The organism is Sphingomonas sp. LR59 (assembly GCF_036855945.1).
Classification (GTDB): domain Bacteria; phylum Pseudomonadota; class Alphaproteobacteria; order Sphingomonadales; family Sphingomonadaceae; genus Sphingomonas.
The window spans coordinates 2,873,500-2,893,032 of record NZ_JASPFL010000001.1; the positions used below are offsets into that span (position 1 = coordinate 2,873,500).

The following is a 19,533-nucleotide window of genomic DNA, read 5'->3' on the forward strand; positions in this document are numbered from 1 at the left end:
GCGCCCTGCCGCCGATAAGCCCAGCACTAATAAAGATTATAACAGGGGTGGTCATGAGTAAGCTTTCGCACGTTGGGCGCCGCATCCCACGTCGTCTACTGGCTGGCACCGCGTTAGCGGGCGTGGCTGCAGGCGCGCTTATTGCCACGCCGGCATTTGCGCAGAACGAATGCGGTACAACGACCAACGGCACCGTGACCTGCAACGCAAGCGGCAATCCCTATCCCAACGGGATCACGTACACGACGCCGGCTGTCGATCCGACGCAGGATCCCGGTCTCGATCCGACCTTCGCGGTCCAGGACCTGACCGTCAATCTGGGCGACGGCGTCGCGATTGCCAGCGGGATACGACCCGGCGTCGCGATCATCGGCTTTAACGACGGCGCGGCAACGCTCAACGCGTTCGGCAATACCACGATCGCGGTAAGCGGCACGGGCGCCATCGGTGTTCTGGGCAACACGAACTACGGCGACCTGACGATCAACACCGACAGCATCACCGCAGCTGGTCGGGCGTCGAGCGGGATCAACGCGGTCAGCAATAGCGGCGACGTCACGATCAACGCGACCTCGATCGCAACGACCGGCAACAGCTCGGTCGGCATCAGCGCGAGTTCCTATACTGGCAACATCGGGATCACCGCCGGCTCCGTGACGGCGGCAGGATATTATGTCGGTGGGATCAACGCCTATGCCGGCAACGGCGACGTGACCATCGATGCCGGTACCGTGGCCACGACCGGGGGCAGTTTCTACACCTATGGATCTGATGCGATCAACGTGACCGCGGGGGCGGGTAGCGTGACGATCAACGCGGGTACCGTGTCGACGCAGGCGGATTACTCCGACGGTATCCAGGCGGTCTCGTTCGGCCCGGACGCCGCGGTCGACATCACCGCGGGCAGCATCACGACGAACGGCATCGGGGCAAATGGTGCGATCGTTCAGGGCAGCACGGCCAATCTGACCGTTGGTGACATTACGACGAATGGCGACGGCGCAACCGGCGCAGTCATGTTCGGCACGGGCCCAGGCGGTGCGACTTTCGTGTCGACCGGCACGGTGTCGACCGCCGGCGCAGCGTCGGATGCGGTGTTCGTCAAAGCCTATGGCGGCGATGCTGCCGTTACCGTGAATAACGTTGCGACCTTGGGCGATCAATCGCGCGGCATCTACGCCTATGGCGACAATGTCACCGTGACCGCCACCGGCAACGTGTCGACCGCGGGCGATGCGTCGCGCGCGATCAGCGTCTTCACACCCGGTAATGCGACGATCACCAATAACGGCACGATCACCACCGCCGGCGTGGGAAGCTCCGGGATCGCGGCAACGGCCATATACGGGGACGTCGTGGTCAACGGCGCAGGAACGGTCGCGACCAGTGGCGACAGCGCACGAGGCATCACCGGACTCGCCCTTTACGGCAATGTCGATATCGCCGCGGGCAACGTCACGACCACCGGCGACAGCGCCACGGCGATCTCCGCCAACAGCATCTACGGCAATGCTTCGGTCACCAGCACGGGGCTTGTCTCGACGAGCGGCACCTATTCGACCGGGATCTACGCCGGCTCGAGCCAGGCGCTGGGCGATGCGACCGTCGCGGTCAACGACGTCACGACGACGGGCGACGGTTCGACCGCCATCGTCGCTTATGGCTACAACGCATCCGTGACGGTCAATGGCGACGTATCGACCGCTGGCACCAATGCGCTCGGCATAGTAGCGATCGGCCAGAACGGCACTGCAGCGGTTGCCAATAACGGCACGATAGCCACGACCGGCGCCGATAGCGCCGGAATCTACGCAACGGCCTATGGCGATGTCACCATCTCCGGCACGGGATCGGTATCGAGTACCGCGACCGGCATCGACGCCTATAGCCTGACCGGCAACATCGCCGTTACGCAGGGCAGCATCACGACATCGCAGGATGCCGCCGACGGCATCCACGCCGAGACCGCCAATCTGTTCGGCACGGGCGGCAATATCGCGATCAACGCCGGCTCGATCACGACGACCGGCGCCAGCGCCGACGGTATCGATACCGTTGCGTTGAACGGGGGCAACATTGCCGTCACGCATGGTGCGATCAAGACGAGCGGGGACGGAGCGTTCGGTGTCTCCGCGATCGCGCTCGACAATATCAAAATCACGGGCACCTCGATCGCCACGTCCGGCTACGAAGCGCCAGGCGTCTATGCCGTCAGCATCTACGGTGACGTCGCGGTCAACGCGGGCACGGTCAGCACGCTCGGCAGCTATTCGCCCGGCATTGTCGGCGCATCCTATTTCGGCAACGTGTCGATTACCGCCGATAACGTTGCGACCGCCGGCTATGCCTCCAACGGCGTGCTCGGGGCAGCATTGAACGCCGGCAACGTCGACATCGCCGTCGGCAACGTAACAACGGCGGGAGACGCCTCGATCGGCGTCGCGGCGCAGGCGTACGGCGATGCGGCCGTCGCCGTCACCGGTACCGTCCGGACCAGCGGCTATGGGGCGACCGGTATCGACGTGTATGCCGGCGGCAACGCGACCATCCGGAACACCGGCGCCATCGTCACCAACGGTGTCGAAGCCAATGGCATCGATGTGCAGAGCGTATTTGGCGACGTTGCGGTCAGCGGTGCCGGATCGGTCACCACCAACGGTGCATTCTCGACCGGTATCCGGGCGCGCAGCTATTACGGCGCGATCGCCGTCGCGACCGGCGCGGTGACGACCACCGGGGAAGGCAGCGGCGGTATCGACGCCTACGCCACGGGCGGTGTCACGGTGAATGCGGGTACGGTACGTAGCACGGGTATCGGCATCTCCGCCGGCGCATCCTACAGCGTCGCCGTGACGGCCGGATCTGTCGCCACGACCGGCGAGGGCGCACACGGGATCAGCGCGGCAAGCTTTGGCGGCGACGTGACCGTGCGTGCGGGTGACGTCAGGGTTGCCGGCCCCGGCGCTATCGCGATCCGCGCCTTCGGTTTCGGGGGCGGTGCCGATGTCGGGGTGACCGGAACGGTGACATCCGCCACGGATACGGCAATCTCGATCATCGCCGGCGGAGCTGGCGGCGGTGGCAACATCGCGCTCGGTTCGCCTGCGCTCGACGGTCTCGCCAGGCTGAACGTCGGCAGCGCCGGTGTCGTCCGCGGCGCGACGAACGCCGTGACGGTGTCCTCGACCAACGGTACGTCGATAACCAACGGCGGCGCCATCATCGGCGGCACCGGGTACGCGATCGAGGCATCGGGGGGCGCGACGACCATCGCCAACACCGGCAGCCTCACGGGACGCCTGTTGCTCACCGGTAATGCCGATCGCCTGACCAATAGCGGCACCTTCACGTTGGTTGGCAACAGCGATTTCGGTGCCGGGACGGACGGTCTTACCAACACCGGGACCGTCACGCTCGGCGCATCCGGCGCGGTGCGCACGGCCGCGATCAACAATCTTGAGACGTTCGCTAACAGCGGCCTGATCGAGCTACGCAACGGCGTAGCCGGCGACACGCTGACGTTGCCCGGCACCGCCTATACCGGCAGCGGTACGGCGACCCTGGGTCTCGACGTGACGTTCAACGCGACTGGAGCGACGGTCGATCGGCTCAATGTCGGAACGGCGTCGGGCTCGACCGCGATCGTCCTGCAGACGTCGAACACACCGGCTATCCTCCTGCCCGGCGCTACCGTCGTGCAAGCATCGGCGGCGTCATCGGGGACGGCCTTCATGCTCAGCGAAGGATCGCGCAATCGCGGCCTGATTTCGTTCGGTCTCGCCTATAATCCAACCTCGTTCGCCTATCAGCTGGTCGGCGCACCCAGCGCCACGGTCTATCGCCAGGCCAAGCTGGGCGAAGGGTTGGCATCGGTCTGGAACCGGTCGGGTGATGCGATCACGGCCCATCTCGCGGCGGGTCGCGACGGGCGCTGGGGCAGCCCCGCCAACGATACGAGCGGCCGGGTCTGGCTGCAGATGTTCGGAGAGGTCAACACCCGCGATGACACCCGCACGGTGACCTATAGCGGCCTGACCCAGAACAACGTCGATCTCGGTTATCGCCAGGATGCGTTCGGCGGGCAGGTCGGTATCGATCTTGTCGGCGACGCAACTCAGAAGAGCGGCTTCACCTTGGGAATCGCCGGTGGGTATCTGAGTTCGACGATGAACTTCCGCGGATATGGTGACCGGTTCGATATCGATGCGGTCAACGGCACGGTATATGGCGGGTTCCAGGCGGGCGGGTTCTTCGTGAACGGCATCGCCAAATATGATTATGCCTGGGTCAACAGCCGGGGCACCGGCGCGGGCTTCACCCTCGACACCAAGGCGAAGACCTATGGCGGAAAGCTCGAGGCGGGCTTCCGGGTCGGATCGGATGCGTTCTTCTTCGAGCCCGCGGTCAGTGCCGCGTATACGAAGACCGATATCGACGGCTACGGCGTCCTCGGCGGGCAGTTCGATTTCGAGGACTATAAGGGCCTGCGTGGCAAGGCTGGGGCGCGGATCGGTGGTTCGAGCAAGATCGGCGAAACCTCGACATTGGTCTTCTACGCCGGCGGTGCAGCGGTACACGAGTTCGAGGGCAAGGACGGATTGCGCTTCACCAGTGGCGGTCAGACGGTGGGCATCGTCAACGATCGTCTCGGCACCTATGCGCAGGGTATTTTGGGTCTGAATATCGTCACCACCGGCGGCGTAACCGGCTTCATCGAAGGGCATGGCGAGTATAACAAGGACTATAACGGTGGTGGTGGCCGCGCCGGAATCCGGATCAAGTTCTAGTATCCGGAATTGCCACGGGTTAGGTTCTGACCATCGGCCCGCGACGCGTCAGTCGCGGGCCGTCTTGTTTTCGTCCATGATGTTAGAGTGGAATAGCGGATGAGCAATGCGATCGGACCCGCTGCGGGCGGCGCGGACACAGCGCAACCTGTTCCGGGGGCCCAGCCAAGCAGCCCAATACCAACCTTACCGTGTCGCGTGGCTTCGCCGATTGGTTGCGCACCAACAAGCTCGGTTTCGCCTTCACCTCGTATCAGACTGGTCAGTTGTTCCTCGTCGGTGTCACGCCCGCGGGGACGGTTTCGTTCAACCAGCAGTATTTCACGCGCGCGATGGGACTATGTTACCAACCGGGCCGGCTGTATCTGGGTGCCTTGCATCAGATCTGGCGGCTGGAAAACATGCTACGTCCCGGCGAGATCGGCAACGGCCAGTTCGACATGGTGCTCGTGCCGCGCAACGCGCAGACGACCGGCGATGTCGACGTCCACGAGGTCGGCACGACCAGCGATGGCCGCGTGATTTTCGTCAACACCAAGTATAGTTGCCTGGCGACCCTCGACCTGAACCATAGTTTCCGGCCGGTGTGGAAGCCGAAGTTCATCTCGAAACTGGCGCCCGAGGATCGATGCCACCTGAACGGCATGGCGATGGCGGACGGCAAGCCCCGCTACGTTACCGCGGTCAGTCGAAGCGACATCGTGACCGGCTGGCGCGAACGGCGTGACCAGGGTGGCGTCCTGATCGAGGTCGCGACCGACCGCGTCGTGACCGACCAGCTGTCGATGCCGCATAGCCCGCGGGTATATGGCGACGTGGTGCTCGCGCTCGATTCCGGCCGCGGCCAGATCATCCGGATCGATCCGCAGAGCGGCGCGCGCACCGACATCGCGTTTTGCCCGGGATTTCTGCGCGGCATGTCGATCCACAACGGACATGCGCTGGTGACGGTGTCGAAGCCTCGCAACGGGACGTTCGCCGGCCTCGCGCTCGATGCAGCCTTGAAGGATCGCGACGCCGAGCCGTGGTGCGGCGTGCTCGTCGTCAATCTCGCGACCGGCGACATCGTCGAATGGGTAAAGCTAGAGGGCTTCATCACCGAACTGTTCGATGTGGTGGCAATGCCCGGCATAGTCTGTCCGATGTCTATCGGTCCGGACACGGTCGAAATCCGCTCCACGATCACCTTTGATACCAATATTGCCCCGCTTGGCTGAAGTAAGGCGGATTGTTCGAATACACTATTTGCTGGCCATGATCAGTGATCGGATCGTCCAGCCAAAGCAGCGTATATTTCCGATGTGGCGAAGACCGTACTATTGTGCACTTTGCCAGCCTCTATGCCGAAGCAATCGCTGAGGCACCTAAGGCCGTCGTCGTTGGATGCTCGATATGACGGACCGCGGCGGTTTGCTTGCGATCCACGCTCGGATCGGTCCTGGCCTTCAAAAGCCTTGAAGCCGCGTTCCGATGTTCGCGCGCTTGAGCGAGGCTGACTTTGGATAGCTGCTCAACAAGCGAGCGCTTGGCTGCGACACGATCGGACGAGGCGGCACGACCGTACGAGGAACGCGGAGACAAATCGGCTCCTTGCGCGACAGTCTGCCACCAGTTGATACTGGAAGTTGGCGGAGCGGGTGGGATTCGAACCCACGATACGCTTTTGACGTATACTCACTTTCCAGGCGAGCGCCTTCGACCACTCGGCCACCGCTCCGCATTGCTCTGGAAGGGGGTCTGCTAGTGCGGGTTTCACGTGCGCGCAAGCGATTGCGTGCAAGGACGCGCTCGGGCAGTCTCCCGACATGCTGAATCTCCTTCTCGCCGCCGCGCTCGCGCAGGCCGTTGCTGCACCAGCCCCGGTCGCCGCGACACTTCCCTCGGATCCGTTGCCGGCTGACTGGAAGGCGGTACCGGACGACGAACTGCTCGTGTTTACGCTGGCCGACGGGCATCGCTTCACGGTGCGGTTGGCGCCGCGATACGCGCCCGTGCACGTCGCCAACATCCGCAAGCTCGCCGCGGCGCATTGGTGGGATACGGGAACTAGCGTGTACCGGGTGCAGGACAATTACGTCGCGCAATGGGGCGATGCGACCGAGAAGAAGCCGCTTGTCGCTGGCGTGGTCGCCAATCCGTCGGCGGAATACTCGCATGCCGGGCCGACCACCGTGGCGCGGTTGGCGCAGCGCGATCCCTATGCCGAATGGGCGGGGTATAGCCGCGACGGGTGGCCGCTGGCGGGCAATGGCGCGACCGAGTGGCTGCCGCATTGCTACGGGATGGTGGGCGTCGCGCGTGATCTGGCGCCGAGCACGGGGAGTGGCGCGGAGCTGTATACCGTGATCGGCCATTCGCCGCGTGCGCTCGACCGGAACATCGCGGTGGTTGGACGCGTGATCGACGGGGTCGAGTGGCTATCGTCGTTGCCGCGCGGGACGGGGGATCTGGGGTTCTACAAGACCGAGGGGGAGCGTAGCCCGATCGTGTCCGCACGCCTCGCAAGCGAACTGCCCGCCGCTGAGCGACCGCGTTTCGAGTATCGCGGGGCGGACAATGTGCGGTTCGTGACCTGGATCGCCTCGCGAGAGAACCGGGCGGGGCCGTTCTTTACGGTGCCTGCCGGGGGCGCCGACATCTGTGCCGCGCTGCCCCCGGTGCGCAAGGCGCCCTAGCGAATGACGGGCGGCTTGCCGAACAGGCCAGCGTTATAGTCCTCGATCGCGCGGACGATCTCTTCGCGGGTGTTCATGACAAAGGGACCGTGGGAGACGACGGGTTCGCCGATCGGCTCGGCGTGGCCGTAAAGGATCGTGGCGGGGGACTCGGTCGTGACGGTGATCGTGTCGCCCTCGTTGCCGAACGTGGCGAGATGATGCGGCTTGATTGGCGTGCCGTTGGCCGTGGGGGCGCCGGCGACGACGTAGAAGAAGACCGCGCGGCCGGTTGGGGCTGGCAGGTCGACATGGGCGCCGGCTTCGAGCTCAACGGTCATCATCGCGACGTAGGTCAGGGATTCGAACGGGCCCTGTCGTCCGGCAAACGTGCCGGAGATCAGGTTCACGGTGCCACCCTCGACCGGGATCGCGGGAATGTCCTCGCGCTGGAGACCGGTATAGGCGGGCTTGGTCATCTTGAGGCGGCCGGGGAGGTTCACCCAGAGTTGCAGGATCTCCAGCGGGCCGCCGTCGCGCTTGAACGATGCGGGCGAGATTTCCGCGTGGATCAGGCCCGAGCCGGCGGTCATCCACTGGACACCGCCTGCGCAGATGACGCTTTCGTGGCCGCCGCTGTCGAGATGCGCCATTTCGCCTTCGAGGATGAAGCTCACCGTCTCGAACCCGCGGTGCGGATGTGGGCCGAATGGGAGGCCGCTGTTGCCGGGGCGATAGGTCTGCGGACCGTGATGGTTGAGGAACAGGAACGGATCGACCTGCGGCAGGCCGGGGCCCGGTAGCGGGCGTCGCGTCACGAGATCGGCGATGTCGTCGCGCTGGGCAGGATACTGGTCGAGGACGTGGCGCATGTCAGGACGCCTAGCGGTCGGCGGTGGTGGGCCGCGCGATGTCGGCGAGCAGGTCGTTGATGCCGGCCACGAGGAAATCGAGCGTGCGCTGGTCGGTCAGGCGACCATCGGCGATCTTCTCGTGCACGGCGCCAACGACGGCTTGTGGGCGCAGGACGGTGCGGGCGCCGATCGAGGCCAGCGTCTCGTTCAGTTGCGCGTGGGCGCGTGCGCCGCCGACTGCGCCGGGCGACGAGGTGAGCGTGAAGACAGGCTTGCCCGTGAGCGTCGCCTTGCCATGCGGACGTGAGGTCCAGTCGAGCGCGTTCTTCAGGACGCCGGACATGCCGTGGTTGTATTCGGGGCTGGCGATGACGATCCCATCGGCCGCGCCGATTGCCGCGCGCAAGGCTGCGACGGCGGCGGGGGGCGTGTCGGTGTCGGCGTCCTGATCATAGAGGGGCACGTCGTTCAGCGCGAAGACCGTCAGCGCGGCCTTGTCGGCGATAGCGTCACCGAGCGTGGTCAGGATCGCGGTATTGTACGAGCCGCGGCGCAGGCTGCCGGAGATCGCGAGCAGGACGGGAAGGGCCATGGAAATTCCTTTAATTGAAGCGGTAGCCGGAGATTGCGGTTTGCAGCACGCGCTCGTTGTAGACCTGCGTACCGGGCTGATCGGAGGCGCCGGCGGCGACCATCAGCGGGAGGAGATGCTCTTCGCGGGGGTGCGAGAGGCGGCCGGCGGGGGCTTCCGCCCAGCCGGCTAGCGCCTCTGCTCGGGCGGTCGGTTCGGACTCGACTGCGGCGGTCAGCCACTGGTCGAAGGCTTCGGACGGTGCGGTGAAACGCGGGTCGCCGTAGCCGCGCATGTTGTGGAAGCTCATGCCCGAGCCGACGATCAGCACGCCTTCGTCGCGTAAGGGGGCGAGTGCACGGCCGGCGGCGGCGTGTAGCGTAGGGTCGAGATCGCGGTCGACCGACATCTCGACGACCGGGATGTCGGCGTCGGGGAATGCGACCTTCATCGGGATAAAGACGCCGTGATCGAGGCCGCGCGCGGGGTCGATGTTGGCGGTCATTCCGGCACCGCGGATCAGGTCGACGGCGCGGGCTGCCAGCGCGGGATCGCCGGGGGCGTCGTAGCGCAGCTCGTAGGTGTGCTGGGGGAAGCCACCATAGTCGTAGATCAACGGCGGGGTGGCGGCGCCGGTGAAGGCAAAGCCGCGCGTTTCCCAGTGGCCGGAGACGACGAGGATCGCCTTGGGCTTTTCGGGCAGCGAGGCGACGATCGATCGGAGGTACGCAGCCATGCCGATCCAGTTGCCGGCGGGGTCGTCCATGAAGAAACAGGGCCCGCCACCGTGCGGGATGAAGAGCGTTGGCTGGCAGGTGTTTGTCATGGCTTCGAAGTAGGCGGCGATGGCGGCGATCGGAAGGCCGCGAATGGCAACGCTGCGTTGCCGGTTGGCGCGGCGGTCACGTCCAATAGAGTATGCGCGCCTCCGGGAGCTTGGCGGCGATCTCGTCCTGGAAGAAGCTGCGGAGCGCGCGCATCGTGTCGGCGTCGTAGACGTATTTCACAGAGCCGAACTTTGTGCGTTTCTCCGTGCGGTTGGCCATGCTGAGGTCGAGCGACGAGCCGGGGTACCAGGTTTGGAGTACCGCCTTCGAGCCGGGGGTGTAGCGGTGGGTGATCAGCTCGATCGTCACGTTGGGTACGTCGGCGAGCACCCTGCCCGCCTCTGTCAGCAAGTCGCCATATGCCTCGCGCCAGCCTTCCGCAGCGATGATCGGGGCGACCGTCAGGCCGATCTTGTAGCCGGCGTCCGCCATTTTCCGGAGCGCCACCAGCCGCGCGGCGACGGGGCTGGTGCCGCCTTCGAAGCGCGCATAGGCAGCGGGGTTGATCGAGGCGCGCATGCGGGTGCGGCCGCGGTGATCTAGCGTCAGCAATGGCTCGACGGCGTCGAACTTGGTGGTGAAGCGGAGCTGCACGTCCGCCTCCCACGCGCCGAAATGCGCGATCAGCGCGGATAGCGATCCGGTGACGTGCTCGATGCCGAGCGGGTCGGTGTAGCAGGAGGCCTCGAACGTGGTGCCTTCGTGCGCGCGGGCGGTCGAGCGCGATGTCACCGTGCCTTGGCCGAGATGCGCGGGGAGTTCGGCGAATATCTCGGGGAGGTTCGCGTAGACGCGCGTGATGGGCGGGCCTTTGAGCGAGCCGGCGAGGTAGCAATAGCCGCAATGTGCGGGGCAGCCCTCGGCGAGGTCGATCCGCCAGTCCGCGCTGGGAGCGATTGGCTGGAGCTTGCGCTTCGAGGGTGGCGCGACGACCAGTGCGAGCGTGGCCTTGGCTTCGGCATAGGCGCGGCGGGAATCGTCGGGGAAGTCGAGCTTGAGGCGGTCGCTCGGTAGCGTCGTGACGGGTACGCCGAGTGCGGTCGCGCGGGCGGCGATCTCGGCACCGTGCTCCCAGGTCAGCGCGGACGGGGTCGCTAGCAGTCGCTTCGGCTGCCAGAGTCGTGAGGGTTTTGGCGCTGGCATCGAACGACAACGCGCGCCTTTGCCCAAGCGTTGCGGTTATTTTACCGGGCGTTTCTCGAGCTTTCGCGCGAGCGTGCGGCGATGCATGCCGAGGCGACGTGCGGTCTCCGAAATGTTGAAGTCGGTTTCGGCGAGCGTGGTGTGGATGCGCTCCCATTCGAGCGTCTTGATCGAGGTCGGGCGCTCGGAGAGTTCGGTGTCGACGCTGCCCTCGGTGCGGTCGAACGCGGCTTCGATATCGTCGGTGTTCGAGGGTTTGACGAGATAGTGCGACGCGCCGAGCTTGATCGCCTCCACCGCGGTGGCGATGCTCGCAAAACCGGTGAGGACGACGACGAGAATCTCGGGGTCGTGCGCGTGGAGCGTCTGGACGCAGACGAGGCCCGAGGCGCCGCCCAGCTTAAGGTCGACGACCGCGTAGCGGGGCGTGCGCTCGGCGAGTTGCTCGACGAGTTCCTCGTGGCTGGCAGCCTGCATCACCTCGTAGCCGCGGCGTTCGAACGAGCGGCGGAGTGTGCGGGCGAAGGTTTCGTCGTCCTCGACGATGGCGAGAAGCTTGGGTTCGGTCATTTGGGTCGCACCGATCCGACACGCGTGTTTGGACAACGATTGTCCCAAACCACTCCGTCACCCCGGACTTGTTCCGGGGTCCACGGTTCTGCAAACCGCAATCTCTCGATTTTGCGGCACGGTGGATGCCGGAACAAGCCCGGCATGACGGAAGCCTTAGCTCGAACAGACTGTCGATCCGTACCCATCACGAGAGCGCAATCGCGGAGAGGGGCATGCGGATCGTGACTTCGGCGCCGCCGCCTTCGCAGTTTACGACGGATACGCCACCACCGAGTTTGCGCATGACGTTGACGGCTAGGAACAGGCCGAGACCGTGGCCGGGTTCGCGCTTGCTCGACTGATAGGGTTTGCCGAAACTGGCGAGGCGTTCGTCGCTGAAGCCAGGGCCGCGGTCGCGGACGATCAGGGCGAGATCGCCGTCGCTGCGTTCGCCGCGGAACGCGACCCAGTGCGGCGAGGCTTCGGCGGCGTTGTCGAGCACGTTGGCGATCACCTGTTTGAGCGCGGGGTCGGAGACGACCTGCGGATCGTCGCCGACTCGGGTGGTGTAGTCGAACTCTACACCCGCGTGGACCGCGCGCCATTCGTCGACGATTCCGTCGAGGAGCTGGTGGAGCGGCATGATCTCGGGTGCTTCGCCGCGCGCTTCGCCGGCCGACAGGAGAATGCCGGTGACGATCGCCTTGCAGCGCTGGACCTCGGACTGCATCTCGACGATCTCGGCCTGAAGGTCGGCGTCCTGCGCGAGCGTAGGCATGCGGCGCCAGTCGGCGAGGATCACGGCGATCGATGCGAGCGGCGTGCCGAGTTCGTGTGCGGCGCCCGATGCGAGCAGCCCCATGCGGACGATGTGGTCCTCCTCGGCGGCCTGCTGGCGAAGGTCGGCGAGGCGTGTGTCACGGGCGCGCAGGTTGCCGGTGATGCGGGTCATGAACAGCATCAGCAGCGTCGCGATCAGCATGAAGCAGAGCAGCGAGCCGATCGTGTAGAGCAGGAAATACTCGCCGCTGTAATCGGGGGGCAGGATCAACGGGCGGTAATAGAGCGTGAGCACGCCGAAACAGGCGGCGGTGACGGCGACGATCGCCCAGCTCGACCAGCGATCGAGCAACACGGCGCCTAGCACGACGTGAAGCAGGTAGAGCGAGATGAACGGGTTGGTCGCGCCGCCGGCGAGATAGAGCTGCGTGGTGAGCAGGCCGACGTCGAACAGGAGGGCGAGGAGGAGCTGGATATTGGCCCCCTTACGCCACCCGTAGAGCGGCATGCTGACCAGGTTGAGGCCGACACCCGCCGCCAGCGCCGCGAGCATCGGCACCATCGGCAGGTCGAAGCCGAGCGCGAACCGGGCGAACAATATCGTGACGAACTGGCCGGCGACGGCGATCCAGCGCAGCGTGACGAGCTGGCGCATGTTGGCGTTGCCGGTCGCATCGGTGCGCGCGGTCGCGAGCGCGAGCCAGCGTTGCCAGCCCTGGCGTGCGCCCGCCGTTGTCATGCAGCCTCTTGCCGCTTGCGCGCATCCTGGCGGACGAACACGACGAACGCGCCGATCGTCATGGCGGCGAGCGCGAACCAGGTCAGCATGTAGACGAGGTGGTTGTTCGGGAACGCGATGATCGTCAGGCCGCCGACCGGGGCGGCGGTGCCGGACTTGTCCGCGTCGACGAAATAGGGGGCGACGTTCGACAGGCCGTGCGCGCTGGCGATCGCGGCGACATCGCGCGAATACCATTTGCCGGTGGCGGGGTCGTTGTGACGCAGAAAGCCGCCGCCGGGCTCGGTGATGCGGAGATAACCGGTGATCGTGACCGGGCCGGTCGGCTTGGTATGCGCGACGCGCTGTTCGGGCGAGACGTAGCCACGGTTGACGAGGACGGTGAACCCGCGATCCGTCCGCAAGGGCGTGACGACCCAATAACCGCTGCCGAGTGCGGTGGCTGCGCGGACCAGAGTCTCGCGCGAATTATCGAGGGTGCCGTCTAGCCGGATGCGGCGATAGGCGTCGCTGGTGGCGGTGATCGCGCTCCAGGAGGCTGGTCCGGGCGGGGCGACCGGCGCAGCATGTGCACGGGCCGCGACCTGTTCGATCAGGTTGAGCTTCCAGGTGCGGCGCTCGACCTGCCAGATGCCGAGCGCCATGAACCCGGCGAACAGCAGGAGCGCGACCAGGCCTGCGACGTAGACGGCAGGACCCGGTTGCGCGCCCCGCGTGCTCACATGTCCGCCGCGGCCTGCATCGGCATCATGTTCGTGTTCATGTGGTACATCACCCAGATCGATCCGCTGAGCGTGATGACGACGAGGATGATCGTGAAGATCAGTGCCATCATCGTCCAGCCGCCCTCCGACTTGCCGCTCATGTGCAGGAAGTAGATCATGTGGACGACGATCTGCGCGACCGCGAACACCATCACGACGAGGGCTGCGGTCGACGGATCCTTGAACGCGCCGGTCATGACCGCCCAGAACGGGATCGCGGTCAGGATGACCGAGAGGAAGAACCCCTTCAGATAGCTGCCACGCGTGCCGTGAGCTGCGTGGTCATGATCCGCATGCGCGTCATGCGTGTTGGCGTGGGGGTCGCTCATCGTAGGGTACCCATCAGATAGACGAAGGTGAAGACGCCGATCCAGATGACGTCGAGGAAATGCCAGAACATGCTGAGGCACATCAGGCGACGCTTGTTCGCGGCGATCAGGCCGTGCTTCTGGACCTGCACCATCAGCGTGACGAGCCAGATCAGGCCCATCGTGACGTGGAGGCCGTGCGTGCCGACCAGCGTGAAGAACGACGACAGGAACGCGCTGCGGGTCGGGCCCGCACCCTCATGAATGAGGGTGGCGAACTCGTACATTTCGATCGACAGGAACGCGAGGCCGAACAGGCCGGTGAAGACCAGCCACATCTGCATGACGCGCTGGCGACCTTCCTCCATCGACAGCATCGCAAAGCCGTAGGTGATCGACGAGAACAGCAGCATCGCGGTGTTTACCGCCACCAGCGGCAGTTCGAAGATCTCCTTCGGGCTGGGGCCGCCGGCATAGCTGTTGCCGAGCACGGCATAGGCCGCGAATAGCACCGCGAAGATGAGACAATCGCTCATCAGGTACATCCAGAAGCCCAGCATCGTGCTGCCGCCGTCGGGATGCTCGTGCTCGTCCAGGTCGTAGAACGAGACTGGTTTCGTCTCGTTCAGACCGTCCTTCATGGGTATTGCGGACATCGCGTCAGGCTCCCTGGGTCGCGAGCTGGCGGGTGCGCGCGTCCTCGCTGGCGATCACGTCCTCGACCGGGATGTGGAAGTCGCGCTTGTAGTTGAAGGTGTGGAAGATCGTCGTCGCGAAGATGCCGACCAAGGTGAGCCCTGCGAGCCACCAGATGTACCAGATCATCGCGAAGCCGAACGCCACGCTGAGACCGGCGAGCACGACGCCCGTGCCGGTGCCGCTCGGCATGTGGATCGCCTTGAAGCCGGAGACCGGACGGACCGCCTTGCGCTCCTTCATGTCGTACCAGGCGTCCAGGTCGTGGACGATCGGCGTGAACGCGAAGTTGTACTCCGGCGGCGGCGACGAGGTCGACCATTCGAGCGTACGGCCGTTCCACGGATCGCCGGTCAGATCGGCAAGCTTCTCGCGGTTCCGGATGCTGACGAAGATCTGCATCAGGAAGGCACCGATGCCGGCGGCGATCATGGCTGCACCAAAGGCGGCGATGATAAACCAGATCTGTAGGTTCGGATCGTCGAAATAGCGCATCCGGCGGGTCACGCCCATCAGGCCGAGCACGTAGAGCGGCATGAAGGCGAAGTAGAAGCCGGGGACCCAGCACCAGAACGAGATCTTGCCCCAGGTCTCGTCCAGCTTGAAGCCGAACGCCTTCGGGAACCAGTAGTTGATCCCTGCGAACATGCCGAACAGCGTGCCGCCGATGATCACGTTATGGAAATGCGCGACCAGGAACAGCGAGTTGTGCAGCACGAAGTCGGCTGGCGGCACGGCGAGAAGCACGCCGGTCATGCCGCCGATCGTGAAGGTCACCATGAAGGCGATCGTCCACATCATCGGCAGTTCGAACCGGATCCGGCCCTTGTACATCGTGAACAGCCAGTTGAAAATCTTGGCCCCGGTCGGGATCGAGATGATCATCGTGGTGATCCCGAAGAACGAGTTCACGCTCGCGCCCGACCCCATCGTGAAGAAGTGGTGCAGCCAGACGAGATAGGCGAGGATCGTGATGACGAGCGTCGCATAGACCATCGAGCTGTAGCCGAAGAGGCGCTTGCCCGAGAAGGTCGAGGTGACTTCTGAAAACACGCCGAATGCCGGCAGGATTAGGATGTAGACCTCGGGGTGACCCCAGATCCAGATCAGGTTGACGTACATCATCGGGTTGCCGCCCGAGTCGTTCGTGAAGAACGCGGTACCGATATAGCGGTCGAGCGACAGCATCGCGAGCACTGCGGTCAGCACCGGGAAGGCGGCAACGACGAGGACGTTCGTGCACAAGGCGGTCCAGGTGAAGATCGGCATCTTCATCATGGTCATGCCGGGCGCGCGCATCTTGACGATGGTCGCGATCAGATTGACGCCGGATAGCAGCGTCCCGATGCCCGCGATCTGCAAGGCCCAGATATAATAGTCGACACCGACGTCTGGCGAATAGGCCAACCCTGAGAGGGGCGGCATCGCGAGCCAGCCGGTCCGCGCGAACTCACCGATGAACAGCGACATCATGACGATCACGGCACCCGCCGCAGTCATCCAGAAGCTGAAATTGTTGAGGAACGGGAACGACACGTCGCGCGCACCGATCTGGAGCGGGACGACATAGTTCATCAGGCCCGTGACCAGCGGCATCGCCACGAAGAAGATCATGATCACGCCGTGCGCGGTGAAGACCTGGTCGTAGTGATGCGCGGTCAGGTACCCTTCGGACCCGTTGAACGCCATCGCCTGCTGCGCGCGCATCATGATCGCGTCGGAGAACCCGCGCAGCAGCATGACGATCGCCAGGATGATGTACATGATGCCGATCTTCTTGTGATCGACGCTGGTGAACCACTGGTTCCACAGATAGCCCCAGACCTTGAAGTAGGTCAGCGCGGCGACGAGCCCGAGCCCGCCGATCGCCACCATAGCAAAGGTGGCGACGACGATCGGTTCGTGCAGCGGCAGCGACTCCAGGGTCAGGCGGCCGAAGATTGTCTTCAACAGAGTGTCGTTCATGATGGTTTCTCTAGCCGTTCGCGACGGGGCGCGTGCCCGGCTGTGTGGAGGGGGTCAGCATGGTGTGATTACGGTTCGATACCGATCCGGGCGCGCTGTTGGCGCCGTCCCGTTTTATATCGGCGGGTGCGGTCCAATGTTCGCCGCTACCCTTTTCATCGGCATCCTTCAGCAACGCGCCCTTGACGCGCTCGGAGGCCTCTTGCGGGCCCTTGCCGCCGTTGACGCCCGGCATCGCCATGCCGGCATGCGAGTCCCCCCGCCTTTGCCGCCATGCATCATCTGCGACATGCAGACCTTACCCGGCTGGACGCACTGCTCGACGATCGCCGTGAAGATCTTCGGCTCGACCGCATTGTAATAGCGGACCGGGACCTTCTCGCTCGGCTTCTCCAGCTGGAGATAGCTCGCGCGGTTCAGGCCGCCCGCCCCGATCGCGCCACCGCTCTGCCGGACCCGGTTGACCCAGGCATCGAAGCCCGCGTCGGACACGCCGTGGAAGCGGAAGCGCATCCCCGAGAAACCCGCGCCGCTATAGTGCGACGAGAAGCCCTCATAGTTGCCGGGCTTGTTGATGACCGCGTTCAGCGTCGTCTGCATGCCGGGCATCGTATAGATCATGCCGGCCAGCGCGGGGATGTAGAACGCGTTCATCACCGACGACGAGGTCATCTGGAAGCGGATCGGGCGATCGACCGGTGCGGCCAGTTCGTTGACCGTGGCGATGCCGTATTCCGGATAGATGAACAGCCACTTCCAATCGAGCGCGACGACCTGCACCTCGAGCGGCTTGCCGACGCCGTTCGCCAGCTGCTGCTTGTCGACCAGATTGCCGACCGGCACGTTGTTCGCGAGCGTCGGCGCGTCGGGCTTGATCCGGCCGAGCGGACGATACGGATCGAGCAGATGCGTGCTGGTCCACGTCAACGCGCCGAGCGCGATGATGATCAGCAGCGGGATGCCCCAGATCAACAACTCGAGGCCAACCGAGTGATCCCAGTTGGGCTCATACTTGGCGGCCTTGTTCGACTGGCGATAGCGGAACGCGAAGAACAGCGTCAGGCAGATCACCGGAACGATGATCAGCAGCATCAGCCCGGTCGAGATCAGCACGAGGTCGCGCTGCTGCACTGCGATATCGCCGGACGGCGACATCACGACCCAGTCGCAGCCGCTGGTGAGCAGCGCAAGCGGCAGCACGGCCAGCCATTTTTTGCGCGGGAAACGGTTTTCTCAACGATCATGCTGGTCCCCTACGCCTCGGTTGCGCCGCACTACAGTGGACAATTTGTCCAATGGGCGCTGCACTGCAACATTGGCATGGCTTTATCATCACGAAGGGTAGCATAGATTGCCCCTGCCCGCATCCGCCCGAACAGCGTATGATGGGCCAGCGCCCTGCAGAGCGAGTTGAAGAATGAGTGCTAACACGATCCCCGAGACGAGCTTCGAAGCCGATGCTCGCAGTATCCACAGCGATGGCGAGCACGTCACGCCCGGCGTGATCGCGATCGGCGTGGTGATCGGCCGCACCTCGGAATTCTTCGACTTCTTCGTCTACGCGATCGCCTCGGTGCTCGTGTTCCCGACCCTCGTCTTCCCGTATGTCGACCGGTTGCAGGGCACGCTCTATTCCTTCGCGGTATTCGCGCTGGCGTTCATCGCCCGCCCGATCGGCTCGATCATCTTCATCGCGGTCGATCGCGCCTACGGTCGCAGCGTCAAGCTGACGATCTCGCTGTTCCTGCTTGGTACCTCGACTGTCGCTATGGGGTTTATCCCCGGCTATGATTCGGTCGGCAACTGGTCGGTCGCGATCCTCGCGCTGCTCCGCATCGGCCAGGGCATCGCGCTCGGCGGTGCCTGGGACGGTCTGGCGTCGCTCCTTTCGCTTAATTCGCCCGAGAAGCACCGCGGCTGGTACGCGATGCTGCCGCAGCTTGGTGCGCCGATCGGCCTGCTGGTCGCGAGCGGGTTGTTCGCATTCTTCGTCGCTGCGCTGCCGACCGAGGATTTCTTCGCCTGGGGCTGGCGCTATCCGTTCTTCGTGGCGTTCGCGATCAACGTCGTCGCGCTGTTCGCCCGCCTGCGTCTCGTCGTGACGCCAGAGTTCGAAGAGATGTACGCCAAGCGCGAGCTCGAGCCGGCACCGGTAGTCGAGACCGTGCAGTCGCAGTGGAAGGCGATCTGGCTCGGGTCGTTCGTGCCGCTCGCCAGCTTCGCGCTGTTCCACATGGTGACGGTGTTCCCGCTGTCGTGGGTCGTGCTGTTCACGCGCGAGGCCCCGGCGCGCTTCCTGGTGGTCGAGGTGATCGGCGCGATCATCGGGATCGGCGCGATGCTGGTGTCGGGTCTGCTGGCGGACCGGTTCGGGCGTCGCACGATGCTCGGCACGATCGCGGTGTTGATCGCGCTGTTCGCGATCGCCGCACCGTCGCTGCTCGATGGCGGCGACGTCGGCGAGCGGCTGTTCATGGGGATCGGCTTCCTGCTGTTCGGGCTGTCGTTCGGCCAGTCCTCGGGCGCGATCGCCTCGAGCCTGTCGCCGCAGCATCGCTATACGGGTTCGGCGCTGACGACCGATCTGGCCTGGCTGTTCGGTGCGGGGTTTGCCCCACTGGCGGCGCTGCTGCTGACGAGCAAGCTGGGTCTGGCGGCTAGTGGCGCGTATCTGTTCTCGGGCGCGGTGTTCACGCTGATCGCACTGGGGCTGAACAAGGAACTGGCGAAGCGCAACATCGCGCGGTGAGCTAACGGGCTGACAGGCTTATCGAGCGGCACCACCCCGGCGTAGGCCGGGGCCCAATTGGGGGACGGTGTTAACTGAGCGCAGCAGCCCGTTACCACGACCTTACCAAGTGGGCCCCGGCCTCCACCGGGGTGGTGGTAATTG

At 64.8% G+C, this 19,533-nt stretch carries 15 protein-coding genes and 1 tRNA gene; 4 read left to right on the top strand and 12 right to left on the bottom strand.

Translation table 11 applies throughout. The features are described 5' to 3' along the window. Positions 1 to 53 precede the first annotated feature (53 nt). Both QP164_RS13325 and QP164_RS13330 read left to right on the top strand, forming a co-directional pair. A complete protein-coding gene (locus QP164_RS13325) occupies positions 54 to 4,787 on the top strand; it encodes a beta strand repeat-containing protein (RefSeq protein ID WP_333923450.1) in 4,734 nt (1,577 codons plus the stop codon). A 191-nt stretch (positions 4,788 to 4,978) separates the two neighbouring features. Continuing rightward, positions 4,979 to 6,004 carry a TIGR03032 family protein gene (locus QP164_RS13330; protein ID WP_333923451.1) on the top strand — a complete coding sequence of 342 codons (1,026 nt, stop codon included), beginning with the start codon at positions 4,979 to 4,981 and terminating at the stop codon, positions 6,002 to 6,004. Between the two features lie 409 nt (positions 6,005 to 6,413). Here QP164_RS13330 and QP164_RS13335 read toward each other — a convergent pair. Next, positions 6,414 to 6,504, bottom strand: a tRNA-Ser gene (locus QP164_RS13335). Positions 6,505 to 6,592: 88 nt separating this feature from the next. On the opposite strand from QP164_RS13335, the gene QP164_RS13340 reads away from it, so the two are divergent. After that, positions 6,593 to 7,462, top strand: a complete 870-nt coding sequence (locus QP164_RS13340) for a peptidylprolyl isomerase (protein ID WP_333923452.1) — start codon at positions 6,593 to 6,595, stop codon at positions 7,460 to 7,462. Here the strand turns inward: QP164_RS13340 and QP164_RS13345 are convergent. The 11 genes from QP164_RS13345 to QP164_RS13395 form a co-directional block, all read right to left on the bottom strand. Then, positions 7,459 to 8,313: a pirin family protein gene (locus tag QP164_RS13345; RefSeq protein ID WP_333923453.1), complete on the bottom strand. Its 855-nt coding sequence runs from the start codon at positions 8,311 to 8,313 to the stop codon at positions 7,459 to 7,461. The genes QP164_RS13340 and QP164_RS13345 overlap by 4 nt on opposite strands. A gap of 10 nt (positions 8,314 to 8,323) precedes the next feature. Further along, complete coding sequence (locus QP164_RS13350) at positions 8,324 to 8,887, bottom strand: NADPH-dependent FMN reductase (protein ID WP_333923454.1); 564 nt, start codon at positions 8,885 to 8,887, stop codon at positions 8,324 to 8,326. A 10-nt stretch (positions 8,888 to 8,897) separates the two neighbouring features. Beyond that, positions 8,898 to 9,692, bottom strand: coding sequence for a DODA-type extradiol aromatic ring-opening family dioxygenase (locus QP164_RS13355; protein WP_333923455.1), 795 nt, complete (start codon positions 9,690 to 9,692; stop codon positions 8,898 to 8,900). A 76-nt stretch (positions 9,693 to 9,768) separates the two neighbouring features. After that, the gene (locus QP164_RS13360; protein WP_333923456.1) at positions 9,769 to 10,836 is read right to left on the bottom strand and encodes a spore photoproduct lyase family protein; all 1,068 of its coding nucleotides are present in this window, start codon (positions 10,834 to 10,836) and stop codon (positions 9,769 to 9,771) included. A 36-nt stretch (positions 10,837 to 10,872) separates the two neighbouring features. Then, a complete protein-coding gene (locus QP164_RS13365; RefSeq protein WP_056490014.1) occupies positions 10,873 to 11,406 on the bottom strand; it encodes a response regulator transcription factor in 534 nt (177 codons plus the stop codon). Positions 11,407 to 11,593: 187 nt separating this feature from the next. Further along, the gene (locus QP164_RS13370) at positions 11,594 to 12,907 is read right to left on the bottom strand and encodes an ATP-binding protein (RefSeq protein WP_435368376.1); all 1,314 of its coding nucleotides are present in this window, start codon (positions 12,905 to 12,907) and stop codon (positions 11,594 to 11,596) included. Beyond that, complete coding sequence (locus tag QP164_RS13375) at positions 12,904 to 13,629, bottom strand: SURF1 family protein (protein ID WP_333923457.1); 726 nt, start codon at positions 13,627 to 13,629, stop codon at positions 12,904 to 12,906. The genes QP164_RS13370 and QP164_RS13375 overlap by 4 nt, the downstream gene beginning before the upstream one ends. Next, on the bottom strand, positions 13,626 to 14,000 hold the full coding sequence (cyoD, locus tag QP164_RS13380) for a cytochrome o ubiquinol oxidase subunit IV (RefSeq protein WP_332756165.1): 375 nt from the start codon (positions 13,998 to 14,000) through the stop codon (positions 13,626 to 13,628). The genes QP164_RS13375 and cyoD overlap by 4 nt, the downstream gene beginning before the upstream one ends. Beyond that, a complete protein-coding gene (gene cyoC / locus QP164_RS13385; RefSeq protein ID WP_248524002.1) occupies positions 13,997 to 14,635 on the bottom strand; it encodes a cytochrome o ubiquinol oxidase subunit III in 639 nt (212 codons plus the stop codon). Before cyoC ends, cyoD begins: the two co-directional genes overlap by 4 nt. A 4-nt stretch (positions 14,636 to 14,639) precedes the next feature. Beyond that, positions 14,640 to 16,640: a cytochrome o ubiquinol oxidase subunit I gene (cyoB, locus tag QP164_RS13390; RefSeq protein WP_333923458.1), complete on the bottom strand. Its 2,001-nt coding sequence runs from the start codon at positions 16,638 to 16,640 to the stop codon at positions 14,640 to 14,642. 168 nt (positions 16,641 to 16,808) lie between these two features. After that, entirely contained in the window at positions 16,809 to 17,840 is a 1,032-nt protein-coding gene (locus tag QP164_RS13395; protein ID WP_443027443.1) for a COX aromatic rich motif-containing protein, read from the bottom strand. A 217-nt stretch (positions 17,841 to 18,057) separates the two neighbouring features. On the opposite strand from QP164_RS13395, the gene QP164_RS13400 reads away from it, so the two are divergent. Then, positions 18,058 to 19,389, top strand: a complete 1,332-nt coding sequence (locus QP164_RS13400) for an MFS transporter (protein WP_132895677.1) — start codon at positions 18,058 to 18,060, stop codon at positions 19,387 to 19,389. The last annotated feature ends 144 nt before the right edge of the window (positions 19,390 to 19,533 follow it).

What these genes read in the sequence shown, in the direction of transcription:
- QP164_RS13325 (WP_333923450.1), top strand. Translation starts at nt 54, where the DNA reads ATGAGTAAGCTTTCGCACGTTGGGCGCCGCATCCCACGTCGTCTACTG.
- QP164_RS13340 (WP_333923452.1), top strand. Translation starts at nt 6,593, where the DNA reads ATGCTGAATCTCCTTCTCGCCGCCGCGCTCGCGCAGGCCGTTGCTGCA.
- QP164_RS13345 (WP_333923453.1), bottom strand. Translation starts at nt 8,313, where the DNA reads ATGCGCCACGTCCTCGACCAGTATCCTGCCCAGCGCGACGACATCGCC.
- QP164_RS13350 (WP_333923454.1), bottom strand. Translation starts at nt 8,887, where the DNA reads ATGGCCCTTCCCGTCCTGCTCGCGATCTCCGGCAGCCTGCGCCGCGGC.
- QP164_RS13355 (WP_333923455.1), bottom strand. Translation starts at nt 9,692, where the DNA reads ATGACAAACACCTGCCAGCCAACGCTCTTCATCCCGCACGGTGGCGGG.
- QP164_RS13360 (WP_333923456.1), bottom strand. Translation starts at nt 10,836, where the DNA reads ATGCCAGCGCCAAAACCCTCACGACTCTGGCAGCCGAAGCGACTGCTA.
- QP164_RS13365 (WP_056490014.1), bottom strand. Translation starts at nt 11,406, where the DNA reads ATGACCGAACCCAAGCTTCTCGCCATCGTCGAGGACGACGAAACCTTC.
- QP164_RS13370 (WP_435368376.1), bottom strand. Translation starts at nt 12,907, where the DNA reads ATGACAACGGCGGGCGCACGCCAGGGCTGGCAACGCTGGCTCGCGCTC.
- cyoD (WP_332756165.1), bottom strand. Translation starts at nt 14,000, where the DNA reads ATGAGCGACCCCCACGCCAACACGCATGACGCGCATGCGGATCATGAC.
- cyoC (WP_248524002.1), bottom strand. Translation starts at nt 14,635, where the DNA reads ATGTCCGCAATACCCATGAAGGACGGTCTGAACGAGACGAAACCAGTC.
- cyoB (WP_333923458.1), bottom strand. Translation starts at nt 16,640, where the DNA reads ATGAACGACACTCTGTTGAAGACAATCTTCGGCCGCCTGACCCTGGAG.
- QP164_RS13400 (WP_132895677.1), top strand. Translation starts at nt 18,058, where the DNA reads ATGAGTGCTAACACGATCCCCGAGACGAGCTTCGAAGCCGATGCTCGC.